We start from the raw sequence: 26,060 nt of genomic DNA, 5'->3' as shown, positions 1-26,060 counted from the left end.
GCGTCCGGAGACAGGCGACAGCAAGGCGACAGGCCGGTCAAGGACCGGCCTGTCGGGTAGCGGAGGGTGCAGGTTACTTGCGCTTGGCGCCGCCGACCTGCTCGTCCCACATGCGGAAGGCGACGACCATCTTGTCGGGGTCGAGCGGGGTTTCCATCGGGTTCTCGGCGATCAGCTTCTCGTATTCCGGGCGACCATATTCCTGGATCGCCTTCTGGCTCGACTCAGGCGCCATCGAGAGCGGCACGTCCTTCACCGCCGGACCCGGATAGAAATAGCCCTCGTCATAGGTGTAGGCCTGCTGCTGCGGCGTCAGCATGTGGCGGATCAGGTCGAGCAGCACGGCGAGCTTCTCGTCGGAGACGCCCTTGGGGATCATCATGTACTGGGCGTCGGTGACCCAGTGGAAGCCCTTCAGCGTCTGGATCTTGGCTTCCTTCGGCACGACGCCGAGGACGCGCGGATTGATGTCCCAGCCGGTTGTCGAGACGATGATGTCGCGGGTGCCGTCGCCGAGCTCCTTCATCGTCGCACCGGTGCCGCCGGGATAGTACTCGATGTTCTCGCCCAACGCCTTGAGATAGGCCCAGGTCTTGTCCCAGCCCTTGGCCGGATCCTTGGGGTCGCTGTCGCCGAGGATGTAGGGCAGGCCCATGATGAAGGTGCGACCGGGCCCGGAGTTGGCCGGGCGGGCATAGAGGAAGCGGTTCTTGTTCTGCTTGGTCCAGTCGAGCAGCTCCTGCGCGGTGGTCGGCGGAGTCTTGACCTTGTCGGGCATGTATTCGAGCAGCGGGCCGGACGGATAATAGACCATCGCCATCCCCTGCCCCGCCCCGAGATTGTGCATGGCGAGCGCTGGCTTGAGGAAGATCTCCTCGGGCTTCGGCAGCTCGGCCGCGAAACGCGGCAGCAATTCGACCCAGAGCTTCTGGTCGATGCCGGCGGAGAGCACGTCGAGACCACCGATGACGAAGTCGATATCGACGCGGCCGGCGGCCTGCTGCGCCTTCAACTTGGCCGGCAATTCGGGCGCCGGCGCCTTGGTGAAGGTCATGCGCGAAACGAGCTTGGGGTTCGCCTTGGCGTAGTTCTCCAGCGGCTGCTGCACCAAAGCGAGCGCACCGCCGACATCGATGATGCTGATCCCGAGCGGCGATGACGGCAGCTTGAGCTGCTGGGCGAAAGCGGCCGGCGCGTGCGCCAGCCCGGCCACACCGGCGACGCCGCCAAGGAACGTACGCCTGTTGATGCTGTCCTGGACCATGTTTCCCTCCTCGCGGCGGCTTTGCCGCTTCTTTGCTTGCGCCGAAACCGGCGCCGGCCATCTTGTGCCGGCCCCTGTCCGGCCCTTATCGCACGCAAGGCATTCGGAGTTGACGCCTCCCTGCCTTGACCAGTATCCTAGTATACTAGTGAACAAGAGCTTGGCAATGGGCATCGCAGCAGCACGGCAGACCACGGAGCAGATCCATCGCGCCTTGCGGAGCGACATACTGAACGCGGTGCTGCGCCCGGGGGAAGCGATTTCCGAAGCACGCATGGCGCTGCAGTTCGGCGTCAGCCGCACGCCCGTGCGCGAGTCCTTCAAGCGGCTGGTCGAGGAGGGCTTTCTGCTGGTCGTCCCGCAGGTCGGCACCTTCGTCGCACCGATCGACCTTGCCGCCGTCTATGACAGCCAGTTCGTGCGCGAGACGCTGGAGTGCCGCACTGTCGCCCTCGCCGCTCAGCGCATCGACGCGGAGGGCAAGACCAGCCTCGCGCAATTGATCCGCCAGCAGGAACAGGCGCTCGCGGCCGGAGACCGCGCCGGTTTCTTCCGCAGCGACGAGGCCTTCCATGCCGAGCTTTCGCGCCTTTCCGGCCATCCTTCGGTCTGGGGGCTGATCGAGGGCGTCAAGGCCCAGCTCGACCGGGTGCGCTGCCTGTCGCTGGAGACCAGCGGCTGGTCCGACATGATCCTCTCCGAGCATCGGCAGATCGCCGCCGCGGTCAGCGCCGGCGACGAGGCGGCGGCCGAGACGACCATGCGGGCACATCTGCGCACCGTCTTCGACGCGATCGAGACCATCGCGCGCAACCAGGTCGACGCCTTCGCCGCCACCGGCGGCCTGAACAAGCCCGCCTGAGACGGCAACGACAGAGCCCGCAAGAGGACATCCGACAATGGAACAGAGCTGGCGCTGGTTCGGCCCGGACGATGTGGTGACTCTTGCCCAGGCGCGGCAGGCGGGCGCGAGCGGCATCGTCAACGCGCTGCACCAGATCCCCTATGGCGTGGTCTGGAGCATCGAGGAGATCGAGAAGCGCAAGGCGATCATCGAGGCCGACAAGAGCCTCGGCCTGCGCTGGTCGGTGGTCGAGAGCCTGCCGATCCATGAAAGCGTCAAGATCGGCGAAGGCGATCTCGAGCCGGTCCTAGCCAATTACCGCCAGTCGATGCGCAACCTCGCCGCCTGCGGGCTCGAGGTAATCTGCTACAATTTCATGCCGGTGCTCGACTGGACCCGCACGGAACTCGCCGAGCCCCTGCCCGGAGGCGGCACGGCCCTGCGCTTCAACCTGCACGAATATGTCGTCGTCGACCATTTCATGCTGCAGCGTCCGGGCGCCGATCAGGGCCATCCGGCAGAGGTGATGGACAAGGCGAAAGCCTGGTTCGAGCGCTCCTCCGAGGCCGATCGCGCCCGCCTCCTCGCCAACATCATGGCGGGCCTGCCCGGCGCCTATGACCGCTATGACGTGCCGGGGCTGAAGCGCATGCTGGAGCGCTATCGTGGCATGAGCCATGAGCGCCTGCGTGCCAATCTCAAGCGCTTCCTCGAGGCGGTGATCCCGACGGCGGAAGAGGTCGGCATCCGCATGTGCATCCATCCGGACGACCCGCCACGCCCGCTTTTCGGCCTGCCGCGGATCTGCTCGGACGAGGAGGACATCGCCTTCATCCTCGGCGCGGTCGACAGCCCGTCGAACGGGCTCACCCTGTGTTCGGGCTCGCTCGGCGCCAATCCGAAGAACGACGTGCCGGCCATCGCCAGGCGCTTCGCCGACCGGATCTGGTTCGCGCATCTGCGCAATGTCGCCAAGGACCCCGACGGCTCCTTCATGGAGGCCGAACATCTCGGCGGCGACACCGACATGGTGGCGCTGGTCGACGCGCTGATGAGCGAGCAGACCCGCCGCAAGGCCGCCGGCTGGAAGCACTGGCGCATCCCGATGCGGCCCGACCATGGCCATGAACTGCTGGACGACGCCGGCAAGGGCTCGTTCCCGGGCTATCCCGCGGTCGGGCGGCTGCGCGGCCTTGCGGAGTTGCGCGGCGTGATGACAGCGCTCGCCAGCGTGAAGGGCTACGCCGCCTGAGATTGAGCGGCTGCCGGCGCGGGACCGCGCCGGCAGGGTCGCGGCTTACTGCCCGACGACTTGCGGCAGCGTCTGCACGCGCGTGACCGGCGGCGGATTCCATTTACCGGTAAGCGCTTCCGATTTCGGCCCGTAGAGCCGCATCGTCAGGTTGAAGCCGTCCTTCGGCGCCGGAAGCCAGTTGGCTTCCTTGTCCTTGCCGGGGCTCTCATTCTGGAAATAGAGGTCGAGCGAGCCGTCGGCATTGTATCTGAACGGCATCCAGCTGCTCACCGCGAAGCGGTTCAAGACATTGCCGACCTGGAAGCCCTGCGGATCGTAGAGCGTGATCGACCAGAAGGCGTTGACCGGCGGGGCAGCCCCCTTCTCGAAGTGCAGCATGTATTTGTTGGCGCCGTCGAGCGGCCGCCCGGCCTCATCGGCAAGGTTGAGCGGGTAGATCGCATCCTCGGGCAGGTTCGCTCCGAGTCCCTGCTGCGCGACGATGGCGCGCTTGAGATAGTAGTTGCCGTAGACGCCCATCGTGTCGGTGTTCATCGACCAGTTGTTCGTGACGCGGGCGAGCGTCGGCAGTTTCCAGAGCATCAGTCTCTGCCCCGCCTCCGGCGCACCTTCGAGGCCTTTTTTCACCGCGGCCGGCAATGCCGCGAAATCGAAGCTCTGGCCCGGCACGATGCCGATGCGCTTCATCTGCGCGACGATCGGCTGGTCGGTGAGATGTGGCGGGTGGAGCTTCAGCAGTTCGGCGGCATAGGCGAAATACTTGTCCGCCGGCATGCTGTCGGCCTGGGTCTTGGGCGGCGTCTTCATGTCGATGCTCGGGTCGATCTTCGCCTCGACCGGCTTCGGCGCCTTGCCCCAGTCCGACAGGGCCGTGACCTTGTAGCCGGCCTGGATCTTGTGGACGGCGTCATAGTCCGAGGGACCATCCGTCTTCGTCCGCCCGATCACCCAGGTATAGGGCGTCGGCGCGCTGATCCGCGACATCTCGGCTGGCACCGTTCCGGTCCAGCCGGGCGGCGTGACGAGGAAACTGCCGGCCTGCGTGCCGGTAGTGCGCCATCCCGGCGACGCGAACACATCCGACCACATGTCCAGCATCGGCAGGAGATAGAAGCGCCCGCCGGTATCCGGCGCGGAGACGATTTGCGGTTCCTTCGTGAGGTCGAGCCAGGCGATGGAGTAGAGCGTGTCGAAATTGACCCTGACAACCAGCTTCATGTCGGCCGAAGGAAATGACGGCACGTTGACGAACATGTTCATCGGGCCTTTGCCGAATTCCTTGCCGGCCTCGATATTGGTCGATTGCTTGCGCGTGATGTCCATCGTGACCAGTGGATAGAAGTAGATATAGGCATCGACACCGATGGCATGAGCCTCGGCCTCAGTCAGCGCAGGCTGAGCGCTTTGAGCTGAGACGCCCTGGACCAGCGCGGGGGCGAGGAAAAGACCTAGAAAAACTGCAACGATGCTCCTGCTCATATCGCAACTCCCCAATTGCCGGATCGAAACTCCATGTGACTGACGAAAGAGAGATCAATACTTCAGCCAATGCTAATGACCTCGCGTCAGGCGAAAACATTAACATGACTCAGTATTTCGACAATCGCGCCTTGCCGGCGGATACAACGGTAGTTCCGCTACGAAAGCACAAATTCGTTACTTCCGAGGCGAGCGGTGCAGGCAGGAGCCTGCACCTTCGACCTCGCGCTCAGGCGAGGATGCGCTGATCCACCAGATGCACCACCCGCCCGCCGGCAATGGTCGCGACGATGCGCGGCTGCGGCTCGGCTGCGACCAGCACGAGATCGGCGCGCTTGCCGGGTGCGATGACACCGCGATCGAAAAGGCCCAGCGCCTCGGCCGGCCCCTGCGAGACCAGTTTCCAGGCCTCCTCGAAGCTCGCCGCCCCGCGCTCGGCGAGAATGAAGGGCGCGAGCGGCAGCGCCGGATAATAATAGTCGGAGGCGAGGATGGTGCAGAGCCCCTGACGCACCATCTCCTCGGCGGCCGGGCAGCCGGTATGCGAGCCGCCGCGCACGACATTGGGCGCGCCGAAGACGATCGGCTCGCCATGGGCTGCGGCCTCGCGCGTCGTCTCCTCGTCGATCGGGAACTCGGCCACGCTGACGCCGAGGTCGCGGTACCAGCGCCGCATCTGCGGGGTCATATCGTCATGCGAGAGGGCCGGCACACCGGCCGCCCGTGCGGCGGCGGCGAGCCGCGCGATCGAAGCAGGGACCTCGTCGCGGCGGCTATGGACGTTCTCGACCAGCAGCATGAAGTCCTCATGCGAGAGGCCGGTGCGCTCGACCATCTTGCCGGCCTTGTCCGGCCGGCTGCGCGATTTCAGCGTGCCCTCCATATGGTCGTTGAAGGCGAGCAGGCCGACGCGGCCGGCGGCCAGCCAGGCGAGGATCTCCGGCTCGGCATCGAGATTATAGGTCTCGTGGCGGAGGTGAAAACGCGTATCGGCGCCGAGCTCGGGTCCGAGCCGCTCGATCGCCTCGATCAGGCGCCTTGCATTCTCGGCTCCGCGCAGGCCTGGCTCCCAGGACCAGGTGACGCCGTGGAAGGCGGTGGTGATGCCGCTGGCGAGCAGAGCCCGGTCGGCATCACGCAAGGCGAGATCGATGTCGAAGGAAACGCCGGGGCGCGGCATGATATGGCGCTCGAAGGCATCGCCATGGCAGTCGACCAGGCCGGGCAGGACGAGCAGGCCGATGGCATCGAGGCGCAGGGCATTGTCCGGCAGCGCCGTGTCGGACGGGGCGATCACGCCATCGCGCACCCGCAGATCGGCGATTTCGAGGCCGCCGGCCAGCACCCGGCCACCAGAGATCAACAACGCCACCGCATCCACTCCTTGTCTCTGGCGCCGGATCATCCGCGCCACTTCGGGCGAAGGCGCATGCGACCGGCAGATGACAGCCGCATGACGAGACCGGTCACTCAACCGTCGCGCCACTGTCACCGCAACGTCGCACGGGCACTTTAGCGCCGCCTCCGAACCCCGCAGGAGGACGTCCATGCTGAAAAAGCTGGCTTATGCATTCATCGCGGCTGCCGCCGCCTTCGTAACCCCGGCCGCGCAGGCGCAGGAGACGATCCGCTTCGCCGTGACCGATGTCGACGGGCTGGAATCGCTGCAGCGCGAATTCGGCCCGTTCAAGGCCGCCTTCGAGAAGCTCTCCGGGCTGAAGATGCAGTTCTTCGCGGTCTCCGGCCGCACCGCGGCGGTCGAGGCCATGGCCGCCGACCAGATCGATTTCGTGCTGACCGGCCCGGCCGAATATGTGGTCTTCAAGGCGCGCACCGGCGCGGTGCCGGTCGTCGGCTGGCAGCGGCCCGACTATTTCTCGCAGGTCGCCGTGCTCGCGAACGGCCCGATCAAGACGGTCGCCGATCTCAAGGGCAAGACCGTCTCCTTCGGCGAGATCGGCTCGACCTCGCAGCATCTCGGCCCGGCCCAGGCGCTGGCCGATTTCGGGCTCAAGTACAATGTCGACTACAAGCCGATCTTCGTGAAGCGCAATGTCGCGGCCGAAGCGATCAAGCGCGGCGACATCGCGGCGGTCGGCCTCAATCTCGGCCATCTCAACAGCATCCGCAAATCCGATCCGAAGACCGGCTTCACGGTGGTGGCACGCGGCCGCGATCTGCCCAACGACGTGATGATCGCCAGCCCGAAGGTGAAGCCGGAGGTGCTCGCCAAGGTCCGCAAGACCTTCCTCGACAATGGCCAGGAGCTGATGAAGGCCGTGGTCTCCGACACCGACGACAACAAGAAGTTCGCCGGCGGCGTCTTCCTGCCCGAGGTCAAGGACAGCGACTACGACTATGTCCGCTCGATCTACCAGACCATCGGCATCACCGAGTTCAACAAGTTCATCGAGTGATGACAACGCATCTGCAGACGGAACAGACCACGGGCGCGCAAGCGCCCGTGGTCGCCATTTCCGGCCTCGCTAAGAGCTTCGGCACGCGCCGGATCATCGAGCGGCTGGACCTCACCATTCCCCAAGGTGAATCGCTGGCGCTGATCGGCGCCAACGGCACCGGCAAGTCGACGCTGCTGCGCATGATCGTGCGCCTCGCCGAGGCGGATGCCGGCACGATCTCGGTCTTGGGCGACGAGGTCGGAAGCCTGCGCGGAGCCGCGCTGAAGCGCTTCAGGGCGCGGGTCGGCGTCGTCTTCCAGAAGCACAATCTGGTCTCGCGGCTGAGCGCGCTGAGCAATGTCGTGCATGGCGTCCAGTCGCGCCGCTCCGGCCCGCGCACCTGGGCGCAGGCGCTGGCCCCGGCCGAAATCCGGGACGAGGCGATGGAATGCCTTGCCGCCGTCGGGCTCGCGGACAAGGCGATGCAGCGGGCGGATTCGCTTTCCGGCGGCCAGTCGCAGCGCGTCGCGATCGCCCGCATGCTGATGCAACGGCCGCAGATCGTGCTCGCCGACGAGCCCGATGCCAGCCTCGACCCGCGCGCCGGGCGCGAGGTGATGGAACTGCTGTTCCGGCTGACGCGCGACAAGGGGCTCACCCTCGTCTTCGTCTCGCACCACATGGCGCATGCCAGGCGCTTCTCCGACCGTATCGTCGGCCTCGGCAATGGCGGCATCGCGCTCGACCGGCGCGCCCTGCACTGCAACGAAGCCGAGCTTGCCGCCTTCTTCGAGGAGCCGGCCGAGGACGTTCCCGCCGCACAGCCGGCCCTGGTGTTCGCATGAGCCTGCAATCCACCCCACACAGCCTCCATGCCGGCGACCGTTTCGCGCGGCCGAGCGCCGCCGCCTTCATGGGCTGGTTCCTGGCGCTGGCGCTGCTGGTCTGGTCGTTCAGCGGCTCCGAGCTCTCGGCCGAGAAGCTCGTGCGCGGCCTGCCCTATATGGGCAACATCCTGTCGCGGATGTTCCCGCCAGACCTCGCCAGGCTCGACAGCATCCTCGCCTCGCTGGCGACGACCTTCCAGATGGCGGTCTCGGGCTGCGTGCTCGGGCTGATCCTGAGCTTTCCGCTGGCCGTGCTCGCGGCGGAAGGCCTCTCGCCGCATCCCATCATCCGCGCGCTGACCCGCGGGCTGATCGCGCTGTTCCGCACCGTCCCGGACCTGATCTGGGCGCTGTTCTTCGTGATCGCGGTGGGCCTAGGCCCCGCTGCCGGCGTGCTGGCACTGATGATCGACACGATCGGCTATGCCGGGCGCTTCTTCGCCGAGGCGATGGAAGAGACCGACAAGGGCCCGCGCGAGGCGCTTTCGACCATCGGCGCGAGCCGGACCGGGCTGATCTTTTCGGCGGTGGTGCCGAATGCGATGCCGTCCTTCATCGCGACCTCGCTGTTCTGCGTCGAGAAGGCGACCCGGGCCTCGGTCGTGCTCGGGCTGGTCGGCGCCGGCGGCATCGGCGTCGAGCTCAAGGTCGCTTTCGACCTGTTCGACTACGACACTGCGCTGACGATTATCCTGGCGATTTTCGCGCTGGTCGTGGCGGTCGAGCAGATCGGCGGCTATCTCCGGCGCCGGATCATCTGAGGGCTGGGCACATAACTCAAAGCCCTCATCCTGAGGAGGCCTGAAAGGCCGTCTCGAAGGATGAGGATTGAGGGAATTCTCGGCCAGACTCTCTGGACTGGCCGCCGGCCTTCAGCCGGCCAGGATGGCGACGCCCGCGAGGGCGAGCCCGCCGCCCGCGACGCGCGCGAGCACAGGGGCATGCTGCGCCAGCCGCGCCGCGAGGAAAAGGCCGACGCCGTGCAGCGCGGCGGTCGAGATGACGAAGCCGGCGGCATAGGCGAAGCCGCTGGCGTTCTCCGGCAGCTCCGCTCCATGCGCGAAGCCGTGGAAGATCGCGAAGATGCCGCAGGCGAGCGCGCCGGCCGCCAGCGGCGGCGAGGCTTTCAACGCGATGGCGAGCCCGAGGATGACGATCGAAACGGCGATGCCGATTTCGGCGCCGGGCAATTGCCCGCCGGCCATGGCCCAGGCACCGGCCAGCCCCATCGTCGTGACGAAGGCGACGGGATAGGCAATGCGCGCTTTGCCTCCGACGAGCCCGGCCCAGAGACCGACCGCGACCATGGTCAGGACGTGATCGAGCCCGGTCAGCGGGTGCAGCAGCCCATGCGCCAGCCCCTCGACGGAGCCGACGCCGGTATGGGCCAGCGCCGGAGCGACAGCCCCCGTCAGCAGGAGCGTCAATGCCGCGGCCATGCCTCTCGCCGTCGTCCTGCGTGCCATCGCCTCAAATCCCTCAACTCCGCGCCGTGGCCTTCAGCCCTCCGGCGGTCTCGATGAAGTCGACGACCTGATCGACACCCTCCCCCGCCCGCGTATTGGTGAAGGCGAAAGGACGCTTGCCGCGCATGGTCTTCGAATCCCGGTCCATCACTGCAAGATCCGCGCCGACATGCGGGGCGAGATCGGTCTTGTTGATGACGAGGAGGTCGGAGCGGGTGATGCCCGGCCCGCCCTTGCGCGGGATCTTCTCGCCGGCGGCGACGTCGATGACATAGATCGTCAGGTCGGCGAGCTCGGGCGAGAAGGTGGCGGCGAGATTGTCGCCGCCGGATTCGATCAGGATCAGGTCGAGCGCCGGGAACCTGCCGCGCATTTCGGCGACCGCGGCGAGGTTGATCGAGCAATCCTCGCGGATCGCGGTGTGCGGGCAGCCGCCGGTCTCGACGCCCATGATCCGCTCCTCCGGCAGCGCGCCGGAGACGGTGAGGATGCGGGCATCCTCCTTGGTGTAGATGTCGTTGGTGATCGCGGCGATCTCGTAGCGATCGCGCATGCGCTTGCACAGCGCCTCCATCAGCGCGGTCTTGCCGGAGCCGACCGGGCCGCCGATGCCGACCCGCAAAGGGCCATGGGGGGAAGCGCTCATGAGCGGAACAGCCTCGAATACTGGGTTTCGTGACGCAAGGCGGCGAGGTCCGAGCGGAAGGCGCAGCTGCCGAGCGCATCCAGCGCGGCGGCTTCCGCCCTCGCCGCGGCGCTACGCAAGAGCGGGGCCAAGCCGGCCGTGACGCGCTGGCCGTCGGTCTGGCCGACGATGCCGAGCCGGACCGCGGCCGAGACCAGATTGGCGACGAAGGCGAGCGAAAAGGCCTCGAGCGAAGGCAACAGCGGCAGCCCGTGGCCGCTCGCGGCGACGGCGACGGCGACGGGATAGGCGACATCGCCCGGCCAGGCCGCCTTCAGCGCTTCGATCGAAGTGCAGGGCCAGGAAGCGGCGATGGCGGCGACGAAGGCATTGCCCTGCGTCACCGTCTCCAGCCGCCGCTCGGTCGAATTGGCAAGGGCGAGCGCGAGCTCCGCCACCTCCCCCAGTCCCTTTGCATCGCCATCGCCGCTGGCACGCCAGGCGGCGGCGAAGAGGATGAGGTCATTGCGCAGCGAGCCGTGCTCGACGAGCGCGCCGAGCCAGTCCTCCAGGCCTGGCGCGTCGGTGAGGTCGCCGGTCTCGAAGGCCGATTCCAGCCCATGGGAATAGGCGAAGCCGCCGACCGGGAAGGACGGCGACAGCCAGATCATCAGGGGCAGCTGAACCCCGGTCATGGCTCAGTGGTCGTGCTTGTGGCCCTTATGGCCGTGCTCGGCGCCATGATGATGGCCATGATCATGCTTGTGACCATGGTCGTCATGATGGTGGTCATGGCCGCAGCCGCAGGAGGCGCCGTGGGCGTGCTCGTGCTTGTGCTCGCCATGGCTGTGGTCGTGGGCATGCGCCTCGCCATGGCCGGCATGGGAATGGCCATGCCCGTGATCATGATGATGGTCGTGACCGCAGCAGGCAGCACCATGCGCGTGATCATGCCCGTGCGCGTGGTCGTGATGCTCATGGCCGTGATGATCATGGCCGCAGTTGGAATGATCGTGGTCATAGGCGCCGCGCTCGGGCTGGAACGGCCGCTCGACATCGCTCATCGCGCAGCCCTGGCCGCGGACCATCTCGGCCAGCACATGGTCATGCTCGATATAGATCGCGTCGGCGGTGATCTCCGCCGGGGTGTGGCGGTTGCCGATATGCCAGGCGACGCGCATCAGGCGCAGCGGATTCTCGGCCTTGATCTCGATCAGCTTCTGCGCGGCAGCCTTGATCAGGACGAGCGAGCCGTCCTCCAGCTTGACGGCATCGCCATCGTTCAGCGCCGTCGGCTTGTCGAGATCGAGGAGGATGTCCTGCCCGCCATCGCCCTTCAGCGCGACGCGGCGGCGGTTACGGTCCTCATGGTCGAGGGTCAGGGTCTCGACGACCCGGTCCTGCTTGACCGCGGCCTTGCGGACGACGGAAGTGGCGCGCTGCATGTGACTAAACCCGTGGCGTGTTGGATCAAAGGCGATCGACCGATCGCGGTTCCACCACTTCGACCACCGGAGCGAGGCCGACGCAAGTCCCGGGCCGGCTCCGATGAGGCGAGCCGGACGGAACAGGGCGCGCCGCTGCTGGAGCGGCAGCGGAACCGGACCGCCACTCTACTAAAAAACAATTTTAATTCAATATCTTAGCCCTCAATCGTGAGCCGAAACCAGTTAGCCGCATAAATACCGTGGCGCCCGGCGCAGCGATCCTGTTAGATCGGCGGGTTACCACGCCTGCCTGGTCTTTCGATCGGCAAGGACAAGGATAAAAGGGGAAGCCGACATGACCAGGATTTCACTGCCCGCTCTGCGCGGGTTCGCGGGCGCGCTCGCCGGCATCGGCCTGAGCGTCGCCATGGCCGGGGCGGCAGCGGCGCAAACGACGATGGAACGGATCAAGCAGCGCGGCAACCTGATCTGCGGCGCCAGCCATGGCGTGGCCGGCTTCTCGCTGCCGGATGCGCAGGGGCAATGGCGCGGCTTCGACGTCGATATCTGCCGGGCGTTGGCGGCGGTGATCTTCAACGACCAGGAAAAGGCGAAGTACATCTCGCTGGCCTCGAAGGACCGGCTGACGGCGCTGCAGAGCGGCGAGATCGACGTGCTTTCGCGGACCACGACCTGGACCCTCGGCCGCGATGCCGGCTTCGGCCTCAACTTCACGGCGATCAATTATTTCGACGGCCAGGGCTTCCTGGTGCGCAAGAGCACCGGCGTGAAGGAGGTCAAGGCGCTCGACGGTGCCTCGGTCTGCGTCGCCCAGGGCACGACGACCGAGCTCAACCTCGCCGATTATTTCCGCACCCACAACATGAAGTACGAGGTCATCGCCTTTGCCGGGCTGGACGAGACGATCCAGGCCTATGAGGCCGGCCGCTGCGACGCCTACACCACCGATCTCTCGCAGCTCGCCGCCAACCGCATGAAGCTCAAGGTACCGGCGGATCACGAGCTGCTGCCCGAGATGATCTCGAAGGAGCCGCTCGGCCCCTGGGTCCGCCAGGGCGACGATGCCTGGTTCGATATCGTGCGCTGGACGGTCTACGCGCTGATGAACGCCGAGGAATACGGGATCACGCAGGCCAATGTCGACGAAATGATGAAGTCGACCAATCCCGAGATCCGTCGCCTGCTCGGCACCGAGGGCAAATTCGGCGAGAGCCTCGGCCTGACCAATGACTGGGTGGTCCGGATCGTCAAGGCGGTCGGCAATTATGGCGAGAGCTTCGACCGGCATCTCGGCGCCAAATCGCCGCTCAACCTGCCGCGCGGCATGAACAGGCTCTGGACGCAGGGCGGCCTGCAATACGCCCCGCCGGTGCGCTGAACGGCAGCTCTTCAGTTACGGGGTTTCTACTCGAACCGCATCGTCATCCTGGACAAGCCGCGTAGCCGCGCAGCCCAGGATGACGATCTCGACACATCAGCGCGGCAGCGCCTTCACCTCGTCGTCGAATTTCTTCAGGAGGCGCGAGCGCTCGGCCGGGCTGCCCCAGCGCGGGGTGTCGTAGTCGATCAGCTTGATCTCCTCGAACTTCGGCGCATCAGGTGAGAGCTTGGCGTTCTTGTTGGAGGGGATCGAGTTGATCTTGAGCTTGGCGTTGATGTCCTGCGCCTCGGGCGAGAGCGTGAAGTCGACGAATTTGCGCGCCGCCTCCGGGTTCTTGCCGCCCTTGATCACCGAGACCGAGCCGGTCTCGTAGCCCGTGCCCTCGCAAGGGGCGACGATACCGATCGGCGCGCCCTGCAGCTTCTGCGTCAGCATGTCGTGCATGAAGGCGATGCCGACCCCGGTCTCGCCGAGCGCCGTCGCCTTGACGGGGGCGATGCCGGATTTCGTGTACTGGCTGATGTTCTTGTGCAGGGTCTTCAGGAACTCGAAGCCCTTCTCCTCGCCGAGCCGCTGGACGGTCGTCGCGAGGAAGACATAGGCCGTGCCCGAGGAGCTGGGATCGGCGACCTGGACCTCGTCCTTGAACTTGGGATCGAGCAGATCGGCCCAGCATTTCGGCTCGGGCAGCTTCCTGCTCTTCAGGGTCTCCAGATTGTAGCCGATGCCGAGCGCGCCGAGATAAATGCCGGAGGTGCGGAACTTCGACTGCTCGGCATGGCGCTGCGCCCAGTCGTGCAGCTCGGCGAGCTTCGGCGACTTGTACTCGTCGAGCAGACCTTCCTCGGCCGCCTGCAGATGCGGCTCACCCGGCCCGCCCCACCAGACATCGCCGCGCGGATTGGAGGCCTCGGCCTTGACCTGGGCATAGACCTCGCCGGTCGACTTGCGCACCATCTGGACCTTGATGCCGGTCGACTTCTCGAAAATCGCCGCGCCCTCGCGGCACTGCTCCTCGAGGATCGAGCAATATACGGTGACCTGGCCCTGCGCGGCGGCGGGGCCGGCATAGGCGGCGACGGCCAGCGTGGCCGTGGCCAGGGCGTGACGAAGACTTGGCAAGGTTTCCTCCAGGGCGATTTTTCTTAGCCGGCGAGATGAAGGCCAAGAGCCCAGCCCTGTCAACCGCGCCGGCTTGCGCCGCGATCAGCGCCGCCGCGTGCGGTCGGGAAGCTTGTCGATCGCCTCGTCAGCACCCTGCTTCCCGCCGAGCACGCCCTCGCGCAGGACCTTGGTGGCGGCGTCCTGCTTGAGCGCCGGCGAGGTCTTCAGCGGCGCCGTCGCCTTCGTCGCCTCGAGGCCGATCTCCTTGGGCTTGCGCCCGTCATTGCGGGCGCTGGCGGCGAAGGTGGCGAGTGCCTCCGGCTGCTGGCCTTTCGGATCGGCGACTTTGGACTTGGCCATGGCTGGTCTCCCTGCGGCGTTTGGCGATCAACGCCAGGGCTCCACAGGGAGTTCCGCGCCGCGACGGCTCAGAACAGGAAATAACGCTGCGCCAGCGGCAGCTCCTTGGCGGGCTCGCAGACCAGCAACTCGCCATCCGCCACCACCGCATAGGTCTCTGGGCCGATCTGGATGTCCGGCGTCGCGTCGTTATGGATCATGCTCTTCTTGGAGATGCCGCTACGGGTGTTCTCGACCGCGACCATCTGCTTGTCGGTACCGAGCCGGCCCCTCAGCCCGTTCGCCAGCGCCGCCTGCGAGACGAAGACCAGCGAAGTCGTGCTGACGGCCTTGCCGAAGGCGCCGAACATCGGCCGGTAATGCACCGGCTGCGGCGTCGGGATCGAGGCGTTGGGATCGCCCATCGGCGCCGCTGCGATCATGCCGCCCTTCAGCACGAGGTCGGGTTTGGCGCCGAAGAAGGCCGGCGACCAGATCACGAGGTCTGCGAGCTTTCCCACTTCGACCGAGCCGATATGGCGGGATATGCCGTGCGAGATCGCCGGATTGATCGTGTATTTCGCGACATAGCGCTTGGCGCGGAAATTATCGGCGCCGGTGCCGGCATCCTCCGGCAACGGCCCGCGCTGGACCTTCATCTTGTGGGCGGTCTGCCAGGTGCGGGTCACGACCTCGCCGATCCGGCCCATGGCCTGCGAATCCGAGGACATCATCGAGAGCGCGCCGAGATCGTGCAGGATGTCCTCGGCCGCGATCGTCTCCTTGCGGATGCGGCTCTCGGCGAAGGCGAGGTCCTCGGGGATCGAGGGCGACAAATGATGGCAGACCATCAGCATGTCGAGGTGCTCGTCGAGCGTGTTGACGGTGAAAGGCCTTGTCGGATTGGTCGACGAAGGCAGCACATTCGGCAGCCCTGCCACCTTCATGATGTCGGGCGCATGGCCGCCGCCGGCCCCTTCGGTATGGAAGGCGTGGATGGTGCGGCCCTTGAAGGCCCTGATCGTGTCCTCGACGAAGCCGGACTCGTTCAGCGTGTCCGAGTGGATCATCACCTGGACGTCGTATTCGTCAGCGACCGAGAGGCAGTTGTCGATCGCGGCAGGGGTCGTGCCCCAGTCCTCATGCAGCTTGAGTGCGCAAGCGCCGGCCTCGACCATCTCGATCAGGGAGCCCGGCACGGCGGCGTTGCCCTTGCCGGCGAAGGCGAGATTGATCGGGAAGGCGTCGGCGGCGCGGATCATCTGGCCGAGATGCCAGGGGCCGGGCGTGCAGGTGGTCGCCAGCGTACCATGGGCCGGGCCGGTGCCTCCGCCGAGCATGGTGGTCAGCCCGCTCATCAGCGCATCCTCGATCTGCTGCGGGCAGATATAGTGGATATGGCTGTCGAAGCCGCCGGCGGTGATGATCTTGCCCTCGCAGGCGATCACCTCGGTGCCGGGGCCGACGATGATCGTCTCCTCCGGCGCGAAATTGCCGAAACCGTCCTGGATATCGGGATTGCCGGCCTTGCCGATGGCGCAGATGCGACCGGCCCTGATGCCGATATCGGCCTTCACGATCCCCCAATGGTCGAGGATCAGCGCGTTGGTGATGACGGTATCGACCGCGCCGTCGGCATTGCGCACCTGGCTCTGGCCCATGCCGTCGCGGATGACCTTGCCGCCGCCGAACTTCACCTCCTCGCCATAGATGGTGAAGTCCTTCTCGACCTTGATGACGAGCTCGGTATCGCCGAGGCGCACCGTGTCGCCGGTGGTCGGGCCGAACATGGCGGCATAGGCATTGCGCGGAAAGGCGAAGGGCATGGTCGGTTCCCGATCTGGTCCTGCGATGTCCCTCGCAATTCTCAGGCCGAAGCGGAGCCCGGCGCCGGCGGCTCGACATTTCTGGGCTTGCGAGGGCCCTTCTTCTTGCGAGCAGCGGCCTTGGCGAGCTTGCGGGCCTGGTCGCGCTGCGTCTCCTGCATCATCTCGAGCTGGACCTGCTGGATCTCGGCGAGGCGCTGCCACTGCTTGGTGATGAGATGATCGATCTTCTCGTGCAGGTGCCGGATCTCGAGCTCGGCCTTGAGATTGACCTGGTAGTCGTTGGAGGAGCGGGCGCGGTCCTTCTGCTCCTGGCGCTTCTGGCTCATCATGATGATCGGCGCCTGGATCGCCGCGATGCATGAGAGCACGAGATTGAGCAGGATGAAGGGATAGGCATCAAAGGCCCCCGGTCCCTCTGCGATATTGATCAGCATCCAGACCACCAGCACGCAGCCGAAGCTGATCAGGAAGGCCCAGGAGCCGCCAAAACTGGCGAGCCCGTCCGAGACGCGCTCGCCGAAACTGCGCTTCTCGTCGAACTCGTCATCTGTGTTGGCCGCGATCGTGTCCTGACGGGCGATGCTCTCGACGACCTCGCGATCGAGATCGGAGTATTCGCCGTGCTCCTCGCGCAGGATCTCCTCGACATAGCGGGTACGGTAGCGCGCCAGCTCGGTGCGCGAGATCAGACTGTGCTCGGTCAGCTGCGGAAAATCCGCCAGAATGCGCTCGGTGAGAGAGGGGCGCAGCGTCTCAAGCGAGACCAGGTTCTTACGCGGGATCTCGGCACCCGAGATCGCACAGATGCCGTATTTCTTTTTACCGTTCGCAGGAAGATGGGAGGGCTGCACGTCTGCTGCTTCGGTCATCGGCCGGCTCCGCCATTCGCTTTGTGCAGCTACAGCTTACCCATCACCTCCTGACGGAAGCCATAGACCTCGCGCTTGCCGGCCAGCGCCACCAGCCGGACCTCGCGGGTCTGGCCGGGCTCGAAACGCACCGCCGTGCCGGCGGGAATATCGAGCCGGAAGCCTCGCGCCTTCTCACGCTCGAAGGCGAGCGCCGGATTGGCCTCGAAGAAATGGTAATGCGAACCGACCTGGATCGGCCGGTCACCGGTATTGGCGACGCTGAGCGTCAGGCTCTCGCGGCCTTCGTTGAGGATGAGATCACCCGGCAGGGTCGTGACCTCGCCCGGCTTCAGGCGGCCGGCGGAACCGCGGATCGGCTCGTGCACGGTGACGAGCTTGGTGCCGTCCGGGAAGGTCGCCTCGACCTGAACGTCGTGCAGCATCTCGGCGATGCCATCCATGACCTGATCGGCGGTGAGGACATGCGCGCCGGCCTCCATCAGCTCGGCGACGGATCTGCCGTCGCGCGCGCCCTCGACGACGAAGTCGGTGATCAGCGCGACGGCTTCGGGATGGTTCAGCTTGACGCCGCGCTCGAGCCTGCGCCTCGCCACGATGGCGGCCATGGCGATGAGCAGCTTGTCCTTCTCGCGCGGCGTCAGGTTCATGCGTTGGCCTTCTCTGCCTCTTCCTCGTCTTCGCCATCCTCGGAGTCGTCGTCCTCGGACTCCTCGGCGTCGTCTTCCAGATCGTCCTCATCCACCTCGCTGAGCGAAGCGTATTCATAGGCGAAGATGATCTCGCCGCTCTCCAGATCGAAGCTGCTGGAGGTCGATTCCTCGAAAGCGGCGATCAGCATCTCGGCGTCGGCGGGACCGTCGACGTCGAAGCGACGCACCGCGACCTCGCTTTCCGCGCCGATCAGCACGAGCTCGATCGCCCAGGCCCGCGAGCCGGTATCGTAGACGCATTTCAGACCCTGGATCGGCAGCATGGCGTTCTCCTCAGATTGACCAGGTGCGCGGCAGCGCACGCCCGGTCAGATGCCCGAGCAGCATGACGAGGGCGCGACGCAAGGCCTGCGCGTCGCTGCTGAGAAGCCGGATCAGGAGAAAGCCTTCATGCGCACCGGCAGCGGCCTCGACATCGGAAAAGGCGGCTTCCTCGGCGAGGAACACCCTGACCTCGTCGAGCCGCCCCGGTACCGTCGCGAGCACGGTCGAGACGGCGCGCGCGCCCTGCCCCACCGCCTTGCGGCGTAAGGTCTGGTCGATCGCGCCTTCGAGGCGCAGATCCTCGGCGAAGACCAGCCGGCCCTCGCGCCTTATGCGCCAGCGGTCATGCAAAGCGCCGTGAAGCAAGGTCTCGCCCATCGCGGCGCGACCGAAATAGAGGGTTTCACAGGCGATGAAGCCTGAATCCGCTGCAAGCTCGACGCTCAGGCTGCGCGCCAGCCGCGCGCCCGAGAACAGGATCGTCTCCTGCGGCAGCCAGGCGAGTTCGGCCCGCGCCGCGACGGCGATCTGCGTATCGACATGGGTATCTGAGCCCTGGCTGCGGTAGATCTTCTCTGCCGCCTGTGTGGTGACGACGGCCTGCGCCCCGGCATCGAGCCCGATCCGGGTGATGGCCCGGTCGCCGCCGGCCATGCCGCCAGCCGTGTTGATCAGCACCGCTTCGCAGCGGCCGTCATGGCTGGTCGGGAAACGGGCGCGATAGCCACCGCTCTCGGCGACCTCCAGGCGCATCGTGCGCGCTCCGACCGCACCAAAGCGCAGGCGGACGCCGCCGCTGGCCCGGACATAGTCCGGCAGCTGCGGATCGACGGGCAAGGGCAATGTGGGAGCATACATGGCAGGCCGGCTCTGGCGGACCGCTGCAGTCTTCCGTGCCCGGAATTCATCGGCAAGGGCCAGCCCGCCGGGCACTGCCCAAATTACGAGCAGCGGCGCTCAGCGCGCAGGCAGTCAGGGATGCGCGGCCAGGAAACGCTCGACCTCCTCGCGCTTCGGCGTGCCGGCCCGGCCACCGAAACGGGTGCATTTGATCGCGGCGACAGCCGAGGCGAAGCGCACCGCTGCCCGCTCGCTCTGTCCTTCGGCAAGCGCCAGCGCGAAGGCGCCATGCCAGACATCGCCGGCGCCGAGCGTGTCGACCGCCTCGATCGGGAAGGCCGGCAGATGGGCGATGCCGCCATTCTCCATGAACAGCACGCCGCGATGGCCGAGCGTGACGGCGAGCCAGTTCTCAGCCCCCCGCGCCAGCCCGGCCAGGGCCTCGCGCGGGTCGCCCTCGCCGCAGATCTCGGTGAGCGCCTTTTCGCTGAAGGCGACATGGCTGGCGGTCGTGATCATCTCCGGATGGGTCGGCTGGCGGTCGCCATCGATGACGCCGGGCACACCCGCCGCTCGCGCCAGCTTCAGCGCCGCGAGGGAGCCCTCGCCCCAGCGCGTATCGACCAGCACCGCATCGGCGCCCACCGGCAGCGCAGCCGGCAGCCAGTCGGGCTCGATCGGGGTCTCGGGGTCGGTATAGGACACCACCATGCGCTCGCCCTGGGCGTCGACCAGGATCGCGGAGACAGGCGAGCGCAGGCCGGGAAAGCGCCTGGCGAAGGCAGTGTCGACGCCGTCGCGATGCAGATCAGCGAGGATGGCGTCGCCGGTCAGGTCGTCGCCGAGCCGGGTCGCGAGCCAGGCCTTGCCGCCCGAACGCGCGACCGCGACCGAGCCGCTGCCGGCGCAGCCGCCGCCGGTGACGACGAGGTCGCGGGCGCGATCCTTCTCGCCGGGGCTCGGGACATGCGAGACGCTGTAGACATAGTCGAGGGTCGCGATACCAAGACAGAAGACACCGGCCATGAAGCTCAGACTCCGAACCTGAATTCACTGAGCTGGCGATAAACCTCGCCCGGCCGCAGCACCGTTGAGGGAAAATGCGGCAGGTTCGGCGAATCCGGCACATGCTGCGGCTCCAGCGCTATCCCGGCATTGGCTCCATAGGCAACACCGTCCAGCCCGGGCACCGGGGTAGCGAGCTTGGCGCCGTCATAGACCTGCAGCGCCGGCTCGGTGGTCCAGATCTCCATGGCGAGCCCCGAGCGCCGTGAGCGCAGCGTCGCGGCATGGGCGAGTTCGAGTCCACCAGCCGCCGGCTCGCGCCGGTCGCGGCGCAGCACATAGTTGTGGTCGTACCAGAAGCGGCCGCCATCCTGACTGGCGAAGCGGATCGGCCGGGCCTTGCGGAAATCGAAGGGCGTGCCGGCGACATCGGCGAGCGAGCCGTCGGGGATCAGGTCGGCATCGACCGGCGTGGTCAGATTGGCGCGGACCTCGAGCTCATGGTCGAGGATGTCGGGTCCGTCATCGAGCCGGAAATAGGAGTGATGCGCGAGATTGACGATGGTCGGCGCATCGGTGGTGGCCGAGAGTTCGAGGCGCAGCGTCGCGCCGTCGACGAGGGCGTAGCGGCACCAGACCCGCAGCGTGCCGGGATAGCCGGCATCGCCATCGGCCGAGACCAGCGCCAGCGTCACGCTCGCCTCGTCGTGCTGGATCATCGTCCAGGGCCGCTTGCCGAAACCCTGGCCGCCGCCATGCAGCGAGTGCTTGCCGCCTTGATTCAGCGGCGTGCGATGGGACACGCCGTCGAGCATGAAGCGGCCATGGCCGATGCGGTTGGCGAAACGGCCGGCGATCGCACCCATATGCGGCGAATACGCGGGATAATCCGCGAAGTTCGGGAAGCCGAGCACGACGCGCTGGCGGCCGCCACCCGGCAGCGGCACGACGAGGTCGCGCAGCACGGCGCCCCATTCCATCACCCTGGCCTCGGCGCCGCCGGGCGAATGCAGCTTCGCTTCGTGAATCGGCGTGCCGTCGTCGAGATGTCCGATGAGAGCTTTGTTCAAAACCACCCCCCTTTAGCGACGCCTCGACCGGGGCGCCGGCCTGACTGGCCATATCGCCGAAAAGACCGGGCGGACAAGCCGCCCGGTGGGAGGCTCGCTCACCAGACGCCGGTGTTCGGCATGCTCAGCCACGGCTCGGCCGGCGGCTTGGGATCGCCCTTCTGCAGCAATTCGATCGAGATGTTGTCGGGCGAGCGGATGAAGGCCATGTTGCCGTCGCGCGGCGGCCGGTTGATGGTGATGCCGGCCTTCATCAGCTTGTCGCAGGTGGCGTAGATATCGTCGACCTCATAGGCGAGGTGGCCGAAATTGCGGCCGCCGGTGTAGACCTCCGGATCCCAGTTATAGGTCAGCTCCAGGGTCGGCCGGCCCCGGCTGCCCTGCTCTTTCACATGCGGCGCGTCTTCCGGCGCGGCCAGGAAGACGAGGGTGAAACGGCCCTTTTCGCTCTCCATGCGGCGGGTTTCGACCAGACCGAACTTGGTCACGTAGAAATCGAGTGCGGCATCGAGGTCGGTGACGCGCACCATGGTGTGGAGATATCTCACGGCTCTTCTCCCAGGGTTGATCTGGCCGATAGATCGGGCCAAATCCGCCATTCGCCAAGAGGGCTCACGCGGACATATCATGAGCGACACGCAGGATCGCATGCCGGCGGCGGCGGCTTCGGCCGAGATGTCGCAGATCAAGCAGAGAGCGGCGGCGCTCTCGGTGGCCGCCAGCCTCCTGCTGACGCTGGCGAAGTTCGCGGCGGCGCTGGTCTCCGGCTCGCTCGCCCTGCTGACCGACGCGCTGCAGGGGCTGATCGATATCGGCTCGACCCTGTTCACCTGGTTCGCAGTGCGCGCCGCCGACAAGCCGGCCGACGACAAGCATCATTACGGGCACGGCAAGGTCGAGGCGCTGGCGGCGCTGCTCGAAACCGCGATCCTGTTCGGCCTCTCGGGCGCGATCCTGTGGGAGGCGATCAACCGTCTGCGGGCGGGCACCGAGCCGCCTGTCGAGGTGACCGCGCTCGTCGTCGGCGTGCTCCTGTTCTCACTGATGGTCGACGCGACGCGCTGGCGAGCCCTGACCACCGTGGCGCGAGACACCCGCAGCGAGGCGCTCGCCGCCGAGGCGACGCATTTCGCCACCGATTTCGTCGGCACCGCGCTGGTGCTCGCCGGCCTCGTCCTGTCGCGGATGGGCGTGCCCATGGCCGACAGCGCGACGGCGCTCGGGCTCGCGGTCTACATGATCCTGACCGCCTATCGGCTCGGCCGGCGCACCATCGACACGCTGATCGACGCCGCCCCGAAAGGGGTTTCGGAGCGGCTGAGGCAGGCAGCTGCCGAAGTGCCCGGCGTCGTCGGCATCGAATGGCTGAAGCTGCGCCCCGCCGGCGGACAGGTGCAGGGCGAGATCGGCATCCTGGTCTCGCGCACCCTGCCGCTCGACCGCGTCACGGCGATCAAGACGGAGCTGCTCGCAGCCCTGGCCGCGGCAGAGCCCGGAGCCGAAATCACCGTCACCGCCAATCCCGTCCAGGTCGATGACGAGACGGCCCTCGAACGCGTCCTGCTGATCGCGCTCAAGATGAAGGTGCCGGTGCACCATGTCAGCGTCCACTCGATCGGCGAACGCCTCTCGGTCTCGCTCGACATGGAGGTCGATGCCGGCCTGCCGCTGTCCGAGGCGCACGACATCGCGACCCGTCTTGAAAGCGCGATCCGGGCGGAATTCGGCGGCGAAACCGAGGTCGAGACTCATATCGAGCCGATGGAGACCAGCCAGCCGAGCGGCCACAACGCCGCCTGGGAAACGGTCGAGGCGATCGGCAAGGCGATCGCCCAGGAGGCGGCGCGCGCCGCCGAGGCCGGAGGGCCGATCCGCGACATCCATTCGGTGCGCGTGCGCGAGACCCGCAACGGCCTCGTCGTCAACTATCACTGCCGGGCCGAGGGCGCGCTCGATGTCGCCGCCGTGCACAATGCCGTCGATGCGATCGAGCGGGCGGTCCGGCAGGCGCGGCCCGATGTCTGCCGACTGGTCAGCCATGCCGAGCCGGTCGCCAGCGCGGAACGCCATTAGCCTGGTCACGAGCCGGTTTTCGGATCGCCCGCCCAGCCTGTAAGACAAGCAACCAGCCTTTCCAATGATCGGACGAGCCATGCGCGCCGAAGATGCCCCGATGATCCGCCTCGAGGACTACCGCCCTTCCGACTGGCTGATCGACACCGTCGACCTCGACATCCTCCTCGATGCGAACCGCACGCGGGTGCGCTCCCTGCTGAAGCTCCGGCCGAACCCGCAGGGCCGCCAGGGCGCGCCGCTGGTGCTCGACGGCGACGAGCTCGCGCTCGGCTCGATCGCGCTCGACGATGTGCCGCTCGCTCCCACTCTCTATACGGCGACGCCGCAGTCTCTGACTCTGCCCTCCCCGCCCGATCGGGCCTTCTCGCTGCGGATCGAGACGGAGCTGAACCCGGCCGCCAACACCAAGCTGATGGGCCTCTACCGCTCCAGCGGCGTCTATTGCACGCAATGCGAGGCCGACGGCTTCCGGCGCATCACCTATTTCCTCGACCGACCGGACGTGATGAGCGTCTACACGGTCAGGCTGGAGGCGGTGAAGGCCGAGGCGCCGGTTCTGCTGGCGAACGGCAACCTCGTCGCCTCCGGGGAGCTCCCCGGCGGCGAGCGCCATTTCGCCGTCTGGCATGACCCACACCCCAAGCCGGCCTATCTCTTCGCCATCGTCGGCGGCCGGCTCGACCATATCCGCCAGCCCTATGTCACCGCCGAGGGCCGCAAGGTCGAGCTCGCGGTCTATGTCGAGCCGGGCAAGGCCGGGCGCGCCGGCTGGGCGCTCGACTCGCTGGTGCGCTGCATGCGCTGGGACGAGCGCGTCTTCGGCCGCAACTACGATCTCGACGTGTTCAACGTCGTCGCCGTGTCGGACTTCAACATGGGCGCGATGGAGAACAAGGGCCTCAATATCTTCAACGACAAATATGTCCTGGCCGATCCCCTGACGGCCAGCGACGGCGACTACATCTCGATCGAGGCGATCATCGCCCATGAGTATTTCCATAACTGGACCGGAAACCGCATCACCTGCCGCGACTGGTTCCAGCTCTGCCTGAAGGAGGGTCTCACGGTCTTCCGCGACCAGGAATTCTCCTCCGACGAGCGCTCGCGCCCGGTGAAGCGCATCTCCGATGTCCGCACTCTGCGCTCGACCCAGTTCTCCGAGGATGCCGGCCCGCTCGCCCATCCGGTCCGGCCGCGCGCCTACAAGGAGATCAACAACTTCTACACGCCGACGGTCTATGAGAAGGGCGCGGAAGTCATCCGCATGCTCAAGGTTCTGACCGGCGACGACGCCTTCGCGCGTGGCATGGACCTCTATTTCGAGCGTTGCGACGGCACAGCCGCGACGATCGAGGAGTTCCTCGACTGCTTCATCGAGACCTCCGGCCAGGATTTCACGCATTTTGCCAGATGGTACGAGCAGGCGGGCACGCCGACAGTCGTCGCCTCCGGCCATTATGATGCGGCAGCAGGCAGCTACACGCTCGAACTCGCGCAATCGACACCACCGACGCCGGGGCAGGAGGAAAAGGCGCCCGTCGTGATCCCGTTGGCGCTCGGCCTCGTCGGGAAAACCGGCGACCTGCCGCTCAACAGTATCTCCCCGGCACTGAAGGCGGGCGGGGTCGTCGTGCTCGACCAGCCCTCGCTCAACCTGACCTTCACCGGCCTTTCCGAGGCCCCCACCCCGTCGCTGCTGCGCGGGTTCTCGGCCCCGGTGCGGCTCGAGCTCGATCTCGGCGATGCCGAGCTGCTGCGCCTGTTCACCGCCGACAGCGATTCCTTCAACCGCTGGCAGGCCTTCCAGACCGTGGCGACCCGGGCATTGGTGCGCGCGGGCAAGAGCGGCAATCTCTCCGAGCTCGCCGACAAGGCCCGCGAACTCGCGGCCGCCCTAGCGGATTTCCTCGCCGGCCCGGCCATGGCCGACCCGGCCTTCGCCGCGCAGGTCCTGCGCCTGCCGAGCGCCGCCGACATCGCCCGCGAGATCGGCAAGGATGTCGACCCCGATGCCGTGTTCGCGGCCCATCGCGCCTTGTCCCGGGCGATCGGAGCGGCCCTGGCGGAGCCGCTCTCCGCATTGCAGGCGCAGCTGCGCCAGCACGGCCCCTATTCGCCGGCGGCCGGCCCCGCCGGCCAAAGGGCGCTGCGCAACGAAGCGCTCGGCCTGCTCGCCCTCGCCCTGCCGGTCGAAGCCAGCGCCCTGGCACAAGCCCGGTACGCCGAGGCCGACAACCTCACCGACCGGCTCGCGGCGCTGGCCGCCATGACGCTGATCCCCGGCGAGGCGCGCGAGGCTCTGATCGGCCGCTTCGCCGAGCTTTATGCCGACGAACCCCTCGTCCTCGACAAATGGCTGATGGCGCAGGCGCTGATCCCGGAAGCCGGCACGCTCGACCGCGTCAAGGCATTGATGGCGAGCCCGGCCTTCTCGCTCGGCAACCCCAATCGCGTGCGGGCGCTGATCGGCGGCTTCTCCGCCAATCTGACGCAGTTCAACCGCGCCGACGGCGCCGGCTACGGCTTCATCGCCGGCATCGTCACCGAGCTCGACCGCGCCAATCCCCAGGTTGCATCGCGTCTGCTCGGCGCGTTCAAGACCTGGCGCATGCTCGAACCGGGCCGGCGGGACCTGGCCAGGAGCGCGCTGCGCATGGTCGCGGCGACGCCGGGGCTGTCACGCGACGTTTCCGATATCGCGGCCCGCTCGCTGGCCTGACGTTACGGCAAAAGCGGCGCTCCGGCGCCGCCAGTCGAAATGGTTAACGCTTCATTACGCGCACAGGATTCATCGACAATTTTAAGCAACCATAGCGCGTAAAGTGCGTGTATCACTCAACTCAAAGCTAGACAAAAGACCGCCCGCGGATTCAACTGAAACTGATTCGGGGATGCGGCACGTC

At 66.8% G+C, this 26,060-nt stretch carries 25 protein-coding genes; 8 read left to right on the top strand and 17 right to left on the bottom strand.

Going from position 1 to position 26,060, the window contains the following annotated elements:
* Window positions 1-73 precede the first annotated feature (73 nt).
* The gene (locus ACWGRX_RS23480) at window positions 74-1,264 is read right to left on the bottom strand and encodes an extracellular solute-binding protein (protein WP_452119539.1); all 1,191 of its coding nucleotides are present in this window, start codon (window positions 1,262-1,264) and stop codon (window positions 74-76) included.
* Between the two features lie 166 nt (window positions 1,265-1,430).
* On the opposite strand from ACWGRX_RS23480, the gene ACWGRX_RS23475 reads away from it, so the two are divergent.
* Window positions 1,431-2,126 carry a GntR family transcriptional regulator gene (locus tag ACWGRX_RS23475; protein WP_291634944.1) on the top strand — a complete coding sequence of 232 codons (696 nt, stop codon included), beginning with the start codon at window positions 1,431-1,433 and terminating at the stop codon, window positions 2,124-2,126.
* 37 nt (window positions 2,127-2,163) lie between these two features.
* Window positions 2,164-3,360, top strand: a complete 1,197-nt coding sequence (gene uxuA, locus ACWGRX_RS23470; RefSeq protein WP_452119538.1) for a mannonate dehydratase — start codon at window positions 2,164-2,166, stop codon at window positions 3,358-3,360.
* Between the two features lie 45 nt (window positions 3,361-3,405).
* On the opposite strand, the gene ACWGRX_RS23465 is transcribed toward uxuA, so the two are convergent.
* The gene (locus ACWGRX_RS23465) at window positions 3,406-4,842 is read right to left on the bottom strand and encodes a DUF1254 domain-containing protein (RefSeq protein WP_452119537.1); all 1,437 of its coding nucleotides are present in this window, start codon (window positions 4,840-4,842) and stop codon (window positions 3,406-3,408) included.
* A 229-nt stretch (window positions 4,843-5,071) separates the two neighbouring features.
* Window positions 5,072-6,214 carry an alpha-D-ribose 1-methylphosphonate 5-triphosphate diphosphatase gene (locus ACWGRX_RS23460; RefSeq protein WP_452119536.1) on the bottom strand — a complete coding sequence of 381 codons (1,143 nt, stop codon included), beginning with the start codon at window positions 6,212-6,214 and terminating at the stop codon, window positions 5,072-5,074.
* 175 nt (window positions 6,215-6,389) lie between these two features.
* Here ACWGRX_RS23460 and ACWGRX_RS23455 point away from each other — a divergent pair, with 175 nt between their 5' ends.
* From ACWGRX_RS23455 to phnE, 3 genes are read left to right on the top strand one after another with little or no spacing between them, the layout of a single operon-like run.
* Window positions 6,390-7,259: a PhnD/SsuA/transferrin family substrate-binding protein gene (locus tag ACWGRX_RS23455; RefSeq protein ID WP_452119535.1), complete on the top strand. Its 870-nt coding sequence runs from the start codon at window positions 6,390-6,392 to the stop codon at window positions 7,257-7,259.
* Window positions 7,259-8,086, top strand: a complete 828-nt coding sequence (locus tag ACWGRX_RS23450; protein ID WP_452119534.1) for a phosphonate ABC transporter ATP-binding protein — start codon at window positions 7,259-7,261, stop codon at window positions 8,084-8,086. The genes ACWGRX_RS23455 and ACWGRX_RS23450 overlap by 1 nt, the downstream gene beginning before the upstream one ends.
* Complete coding sequence (phnE, locus tag ACWGRX_RS23445) at window positions 8,083-8,889, top strand: phosphonate ABC transporter, permease protein PhnE (RefSeq protein WP_452119533.1); 807 nt, start codon at window positions 8,083-8,085, stop codon at window positions 8,887-8,889. Before ACWGRX_RS23450 ends, phnE begins: the two co-directional genes overlap by 4 nt.
* Before the next feature lie 111 nt (window positions 8,890-9,000).
* On the opposite strand, the gene ACWGRX_RS23440 is transcribed toward phnE, so the two are convergent.
* The 4 genes from ACWGRX_RS23440 to ACWGRX_RS23425 are packed head-to-tail and all read right to left on the bottom strand — an operon-like array spanning window position 9,001 to window position 11,664.
* The gene (locus ACWGRX_RS23440) at window positions 9,001-9,567 is read right to left on the bottom strand and encodes a HupE/UreJ family protein (RefSeq protein ID WP_452119532.1); all 567 of its coding nucleotides are present in this window, start codon (window positions 9,565-9,567) and stop codon (window positions 9,001-9,003) included.
* Window positions 9,568-9,607: 40 nt separating this feature from the next.
* Window positions 9,608-10,240 (bottom strand): urease accessory protein UreG, encoded by a 633-nt coding sequence (gene ureG / locus ACWGRX_RS23435; protein WP_452119531.1) that lies wholly within the window; start codon window positions 10,238-10,240, stop codon window positions 9,608-9,610.
* A complete protein-coding gene (locus ACWGRX_RS23430; protein ID WP_452119530.1) occupies window positions 10,237-10,914 on the bottom strand; it encodes an urease accessory protein UreF in 678 nt (225 codons plus the stop codon). The genes ureG and ACWGRX_RS23430 overlap by 4 nt, the downstream gene beginning before the upstream one ends.
* Window positions 10,915-10,917: 3 nt before the next feature.
* Window positions 10,918-11,664 carry an urease accessory protein UreE gene (locus ACWGRX_RS23425; RefSeq protein WP_452119529.1) on the bottom strand — a complete coding sequence of 249 codons (747 nt, stop codon included), beginning with the start codon at window positions 11,662-11,664 and terminating at the stop codon, window positions 10,918-10,920.
* A gap of 409 nt (window positions 11,665-12,073) precedes the next feature.
* On the opposite strand from ACWGRX_RS23425, the gene ACWGRX_RS23420 reads away from it, so the two are divergent.
* Window positions 12,074-13,045 carry an amino acid ABC transporter substrate-binding protein gene (locus ACWGRX_RS23420; protein ID WP_452119574.1) on the top strand — a complete coding sequence of 324 codons (972 nt, stop codon included), beginning with the start codon at window positions 12,074-12,076 and terminating at the stop codon, window positions 13,043-13,045.
* Window positions 13,046-13,141: 96 nt separating this feature from the next.
* On the opposite strand, the gene ACWGRX_RS23415 is transcribed toward ACWGRX_RS23420, so the two are convergent.
* The 10 genes from ACWGRX_RS23415 to ACWGRX_RS23370 form a co-directional block, all read right to left on the bottom strand.
* Window positions 13,142-14,170, bottom strand: a complete 1,029-nt coding sequence (locus ACWGRX_RS23415) for an ABC transporter substrate-binding protein (protein ID WP_452119528.1) — start codon at window positions 14,168-14,170, stop codon at window positions 13,142-13,144.
* Between the two features lie 84 nt (window positions 14,171-14,254).
* Window positions 14,255-14,512 carry a hypothetical protein gene (locus tag ACWGRX_RS23410; protein WP_452119527.1) on the bottom strand — a complete coding sequence of 86 codons (258 nt, stop codon included), beginning with the start codon at window positions 14,510-14,512 and terminating at the stop codon, window positions 14,255-14,257.
* A gap of 68 nt (window positions 14,513-14,580) precedes the next feature.
* Window positions 14,581-16,317, bottom strand: coding sequence for an urease subunit alpha (gene ureC / locus ACWGRX_RS23405; protein ID WP_452119526.1), 1,737 nt, complete (start codon window positions 16,315-16,317; stop codon window positions 14,581-14,583).
* Window positions 16,318-16,358: 41 nt separating this feature from the next.
* A complete protein-coding gene (locus tag ACWGRX_RS23400) occupies window positions 16,359-17,189 on the bottom strand; it encodes a DUF1003 domain-containing protein (RefSeq protein ID WP_452119525.1) in 831 nt (276 codons plus the stop codon).
* A gap of 29 nt (window positions 17,190-17,218) precedes the next feature.
* Window positions 17,219-17,839 (bottom strand): urease subunit gamma, encoded by a 621-nt coding sequence (locus ACWGRX_RS23395; protein WP_452119524.1) that lies wholly within the window; start codon window positions 17,837-17,839, stop codon window positions 17,219-17,221.
* A complete protein-coding gene (locus ACWGRX_RS23390; RefSeq protein ID WP_452119523.1) occupies window positions 17,836-18,165 on the bottom strand; it encodes a hypothetical protein in 330 nt (109 codons plus the stop codon). The genes ACWGRX_RS23395 and ACWGRX_RS23390 overlap by 4 nt, the downstream gene beginning before the upstream one ends.
* A gap of 10 nt (window positions 18,166-18,175) precedes the next feature.
* On the bottom strand, window positions 18,176-19,024 hold the full coding sequence (locus tag ACWGRX_RS23385; RefSeq protein ID WP_452119522.1) for an urease accessory protein UreD: 849 nt from the start codon (window positions 19,022-19,024) through the stop codon (window positions 18,176-18,178).
* 114 nt (window positions 19,025-19,138) lie between these two features.
* Window positions 19,139-20,032, bottom strand: a complete 894-nt coding sequence (locus ACWGRX_RS23380; protein WP_452119521.1) for a PfkB family carbohydrate kinase — start codon at window positions 20,030-20,032, stop codon at window positions 19,139-19,141.
* Between the two features lie 5 nt (window positions 20,033-20,037).
* Window positions 20,038-21,081, bottom strand: a complete 1,044-nt coding sequence (locus ACWGRX_RS23375) for an aldose epimerase family protein (RefSeq protein WP_452119520.1) — start codon at window positions 21,079-21,081, stop codon at window positions 20,038-20,040.
* Window positions 21,082-21,179: 98 nt separating this feature from the next.
* Window positions 21,180-21,629: a VOC family protein gene (locus ACWGRX_RS23370; RefSeq protein ID WP_291648693.1), complete on the bottom strand. Its 450-nt coding sequence runs from the start codon at window positions 21,627-21,629 to the stop codon at window positions 21,180-21,182.
* A gap of 79 nt (window positions 21,630-21,708) precedes the next feature.
* Here ACWGRX_RS23370 and ACWGRX_RS23365 point away from each other — a divergent pair, with 79 nt between their 5' ends.
* Together ACWGRX_RS23365 and pepN are read left to right on the top strand one after the other, a co-directional pair.
* Window positions 21,709-23,154 carry a cation diffusion facilitator family transporter gene (locus ACWGRX_RS23365; protein WP_452119519.1) on the top strand — a complete coding sequence of 482 codons (1,446 nt, stop codon included), beginning with the start codon at window positions 21,709-21,711 and terminating at the stop codon, window positions 23,152-23,154.
* A 79-nt stretch (window positions 23,155-23,233) separates the two neighbouring features.
* A complete protein-coding gene (gene pepN, locus ACWGRX_RS23360; protein ID WP_452119518.1) occupies window positions 23,234-25,876 on the top strand; it encodes an aminopeptidase N in 2,643 nt (880 codons plus the stop codon).
* The last annotated feature ends 184 nt before the right edge of the window (window positions 25,877-26,060 follow it).

The organism is Allobosea sp. NPDC055594 (genome assembly GCF_053618995.1).
This window is presented reverse-complemented; position numbering and strand designations above follow the sequence as displayed.

What these genes read in the sequence shown, in the direction of transcription:
- ACWGRX_RS23455 (WP_452119535.1), top strand. Translation starts at nt 6,390, where the DNA reads ATGCTGAAAAAGCTGGCTTATGCATTCATCGCGGCTGCCGCCGCCTTC.
- ACWGRX_RS23430 (WP_452119530.1), bottom strand. Translation starts at nt 10,914, where the DNA reads ATGACCGGGGTTCAGCTGCCCCTGATGATCTGGCTGTCGCCGTCCTTC.
- ACWGRX_RS23440 (WP_452119532.1), bottom strand. Translation starts at nt 9,567, where the DNA reads ATGGCCGCGGCATTGACGCTCCTGCTGACGGGGGCTGTCGCTCCGGCG.
- ACWGRX_RS23465 (WP_452119537.1), bottom strand. Translation starts at nt 4,842, where the DNA reads ATGAGCAGGAGCATCGTTGCAGTTTTTCTAGGTCTTTTCCTCGCCCCC.
- ureG (WP_452119531.1), bottom strand. Translation starts at nt 10,240, where the DNA reads ATGAGCGCTTCCCCCCATGGCCCTTTGCGGGTCGGCATCGGCGGCCCG.
- ACWGRX_RS23425 (WP_452119529.1), bottom strand. Translation starts at nt 11,664, where the DNA reads ATGCAGCGCGCCACTTCCGTCGTCCGCAAGGCCGCGGTCAAGCAGGAC.
- ACWGRX_RS23450 (WP_452119534.1), top strand. Translation starts at nt 7,259, where the DNA reads ATGACAACGCATCTGCAGACGGAACAGACCACGGGCGCGCAAGCGCCC.
- ACWGRX_RS23385 (WP_452119522.1), bottom strand. Translation starts at nt 19,024, where the DNA reads ATGTATGCTCCCACATTGCCCTTGCCCGTCGATCCGCAGCTGCCGGAC.
- ACWGRX_RS23410 (WP_452119527.1), bottom strand. Translation starts at nt 14,512, where the DNA reads ATGGCCAAGTCCAAAGTCGCCGATCCGAAAGGCCAGCAGCCGGAGGCA.
- ureC (WP_452119526.1), bottom strand. Translation starts at nt 16,317, where the DNA reads ATGCCCTTCGCCTTTCCGCGCAATGCCTATGCCGCCATGTTCGGCCCG.
- ACWGRX_RS23395 (WP_452119524.1), bottom strand. Translation starts at nt 17,839, where the DNA reads ATGAACCTGACGCCGCGCGAGAAGGACAAGCTGCTCATCGCCATGGCC.
- ACWGRX_RS23365 (WP_452119519.1), top strand. Translation starts at nt 21,709, where the DNA reads ATGAGCGACACGCAGGATCGCATGCCGGCGGCGGCGGCTTCGGCCGAG.
- ACWGRX_RS23400 (WP_452119525.1), bottom strand. Translation starts at nt 17,189, where the DNA reads ATGACCGAAGCAGCAGACGTGCAGCCCTCCCATCTTCCTGCGAACGGT.
- ACWGRX_RS23420 (WP_452119574.1), top strand. Translation starts at nt 12,074, where the DNA reads ATGGCCGGGGCGGCAGCGGCGCAAACGACGATGGAACGGATCAAGCAG.
- ACWGRX_RS23390 (WP_452119523.1), bottom strand. Translation starts at nt 18,165, where the DNA reads ATGCTGCCGATCCAGGGTCTGAAATGCGTCTACGATACCGGCTCGCGG.
- ACWGRX_RS23380 (WP_452119521.1), bottom strand. Translation starts at nt 20,032, where the DNA reads ATGGCCGGTGTCTTCTGTCTTGGTATCGCGACCCTCGACTATGTCTAC.
- ACWGRX_RS23475 (WP_291634944.1), top strand. Translation starts at nt 1,431, where the DNA reads ATGGGCATCGCAGCAGCACGGCAGACCACGGAGCAGATCCATCGCGCC.
- pepN (WP_452119518.1), top strand. Translation starts at nt 23,234, where the DNA reads ATGCGCGCCGAAGATGCCCCGATGATCCGCCTCGAGGACTACCGCCCT.
- ACWGRX_RS23480 (WP_452119539.1), bottom strand. Translation starts at nt 1,264, where the DNA reads ATGGTCCAGGACAGCATCAACAGGCGTACGTTCCTTGGCGGCGTCGCC.
- phnE (WP_452119533.1), top strand. Translation starts at nt 8,083, where the DNA reads ATGAGCCTGCAATCCACCCCACACAGCCTCCATGCCGGCGACCGTTTC.
- uxuA (WP_452119538.1), top strand. Translation starts at nt 2,164, where the DNA reads ATGGAACAGAGCTGGCGCTGGTTCGGCCCGGACGATGTGGTGACTCTT.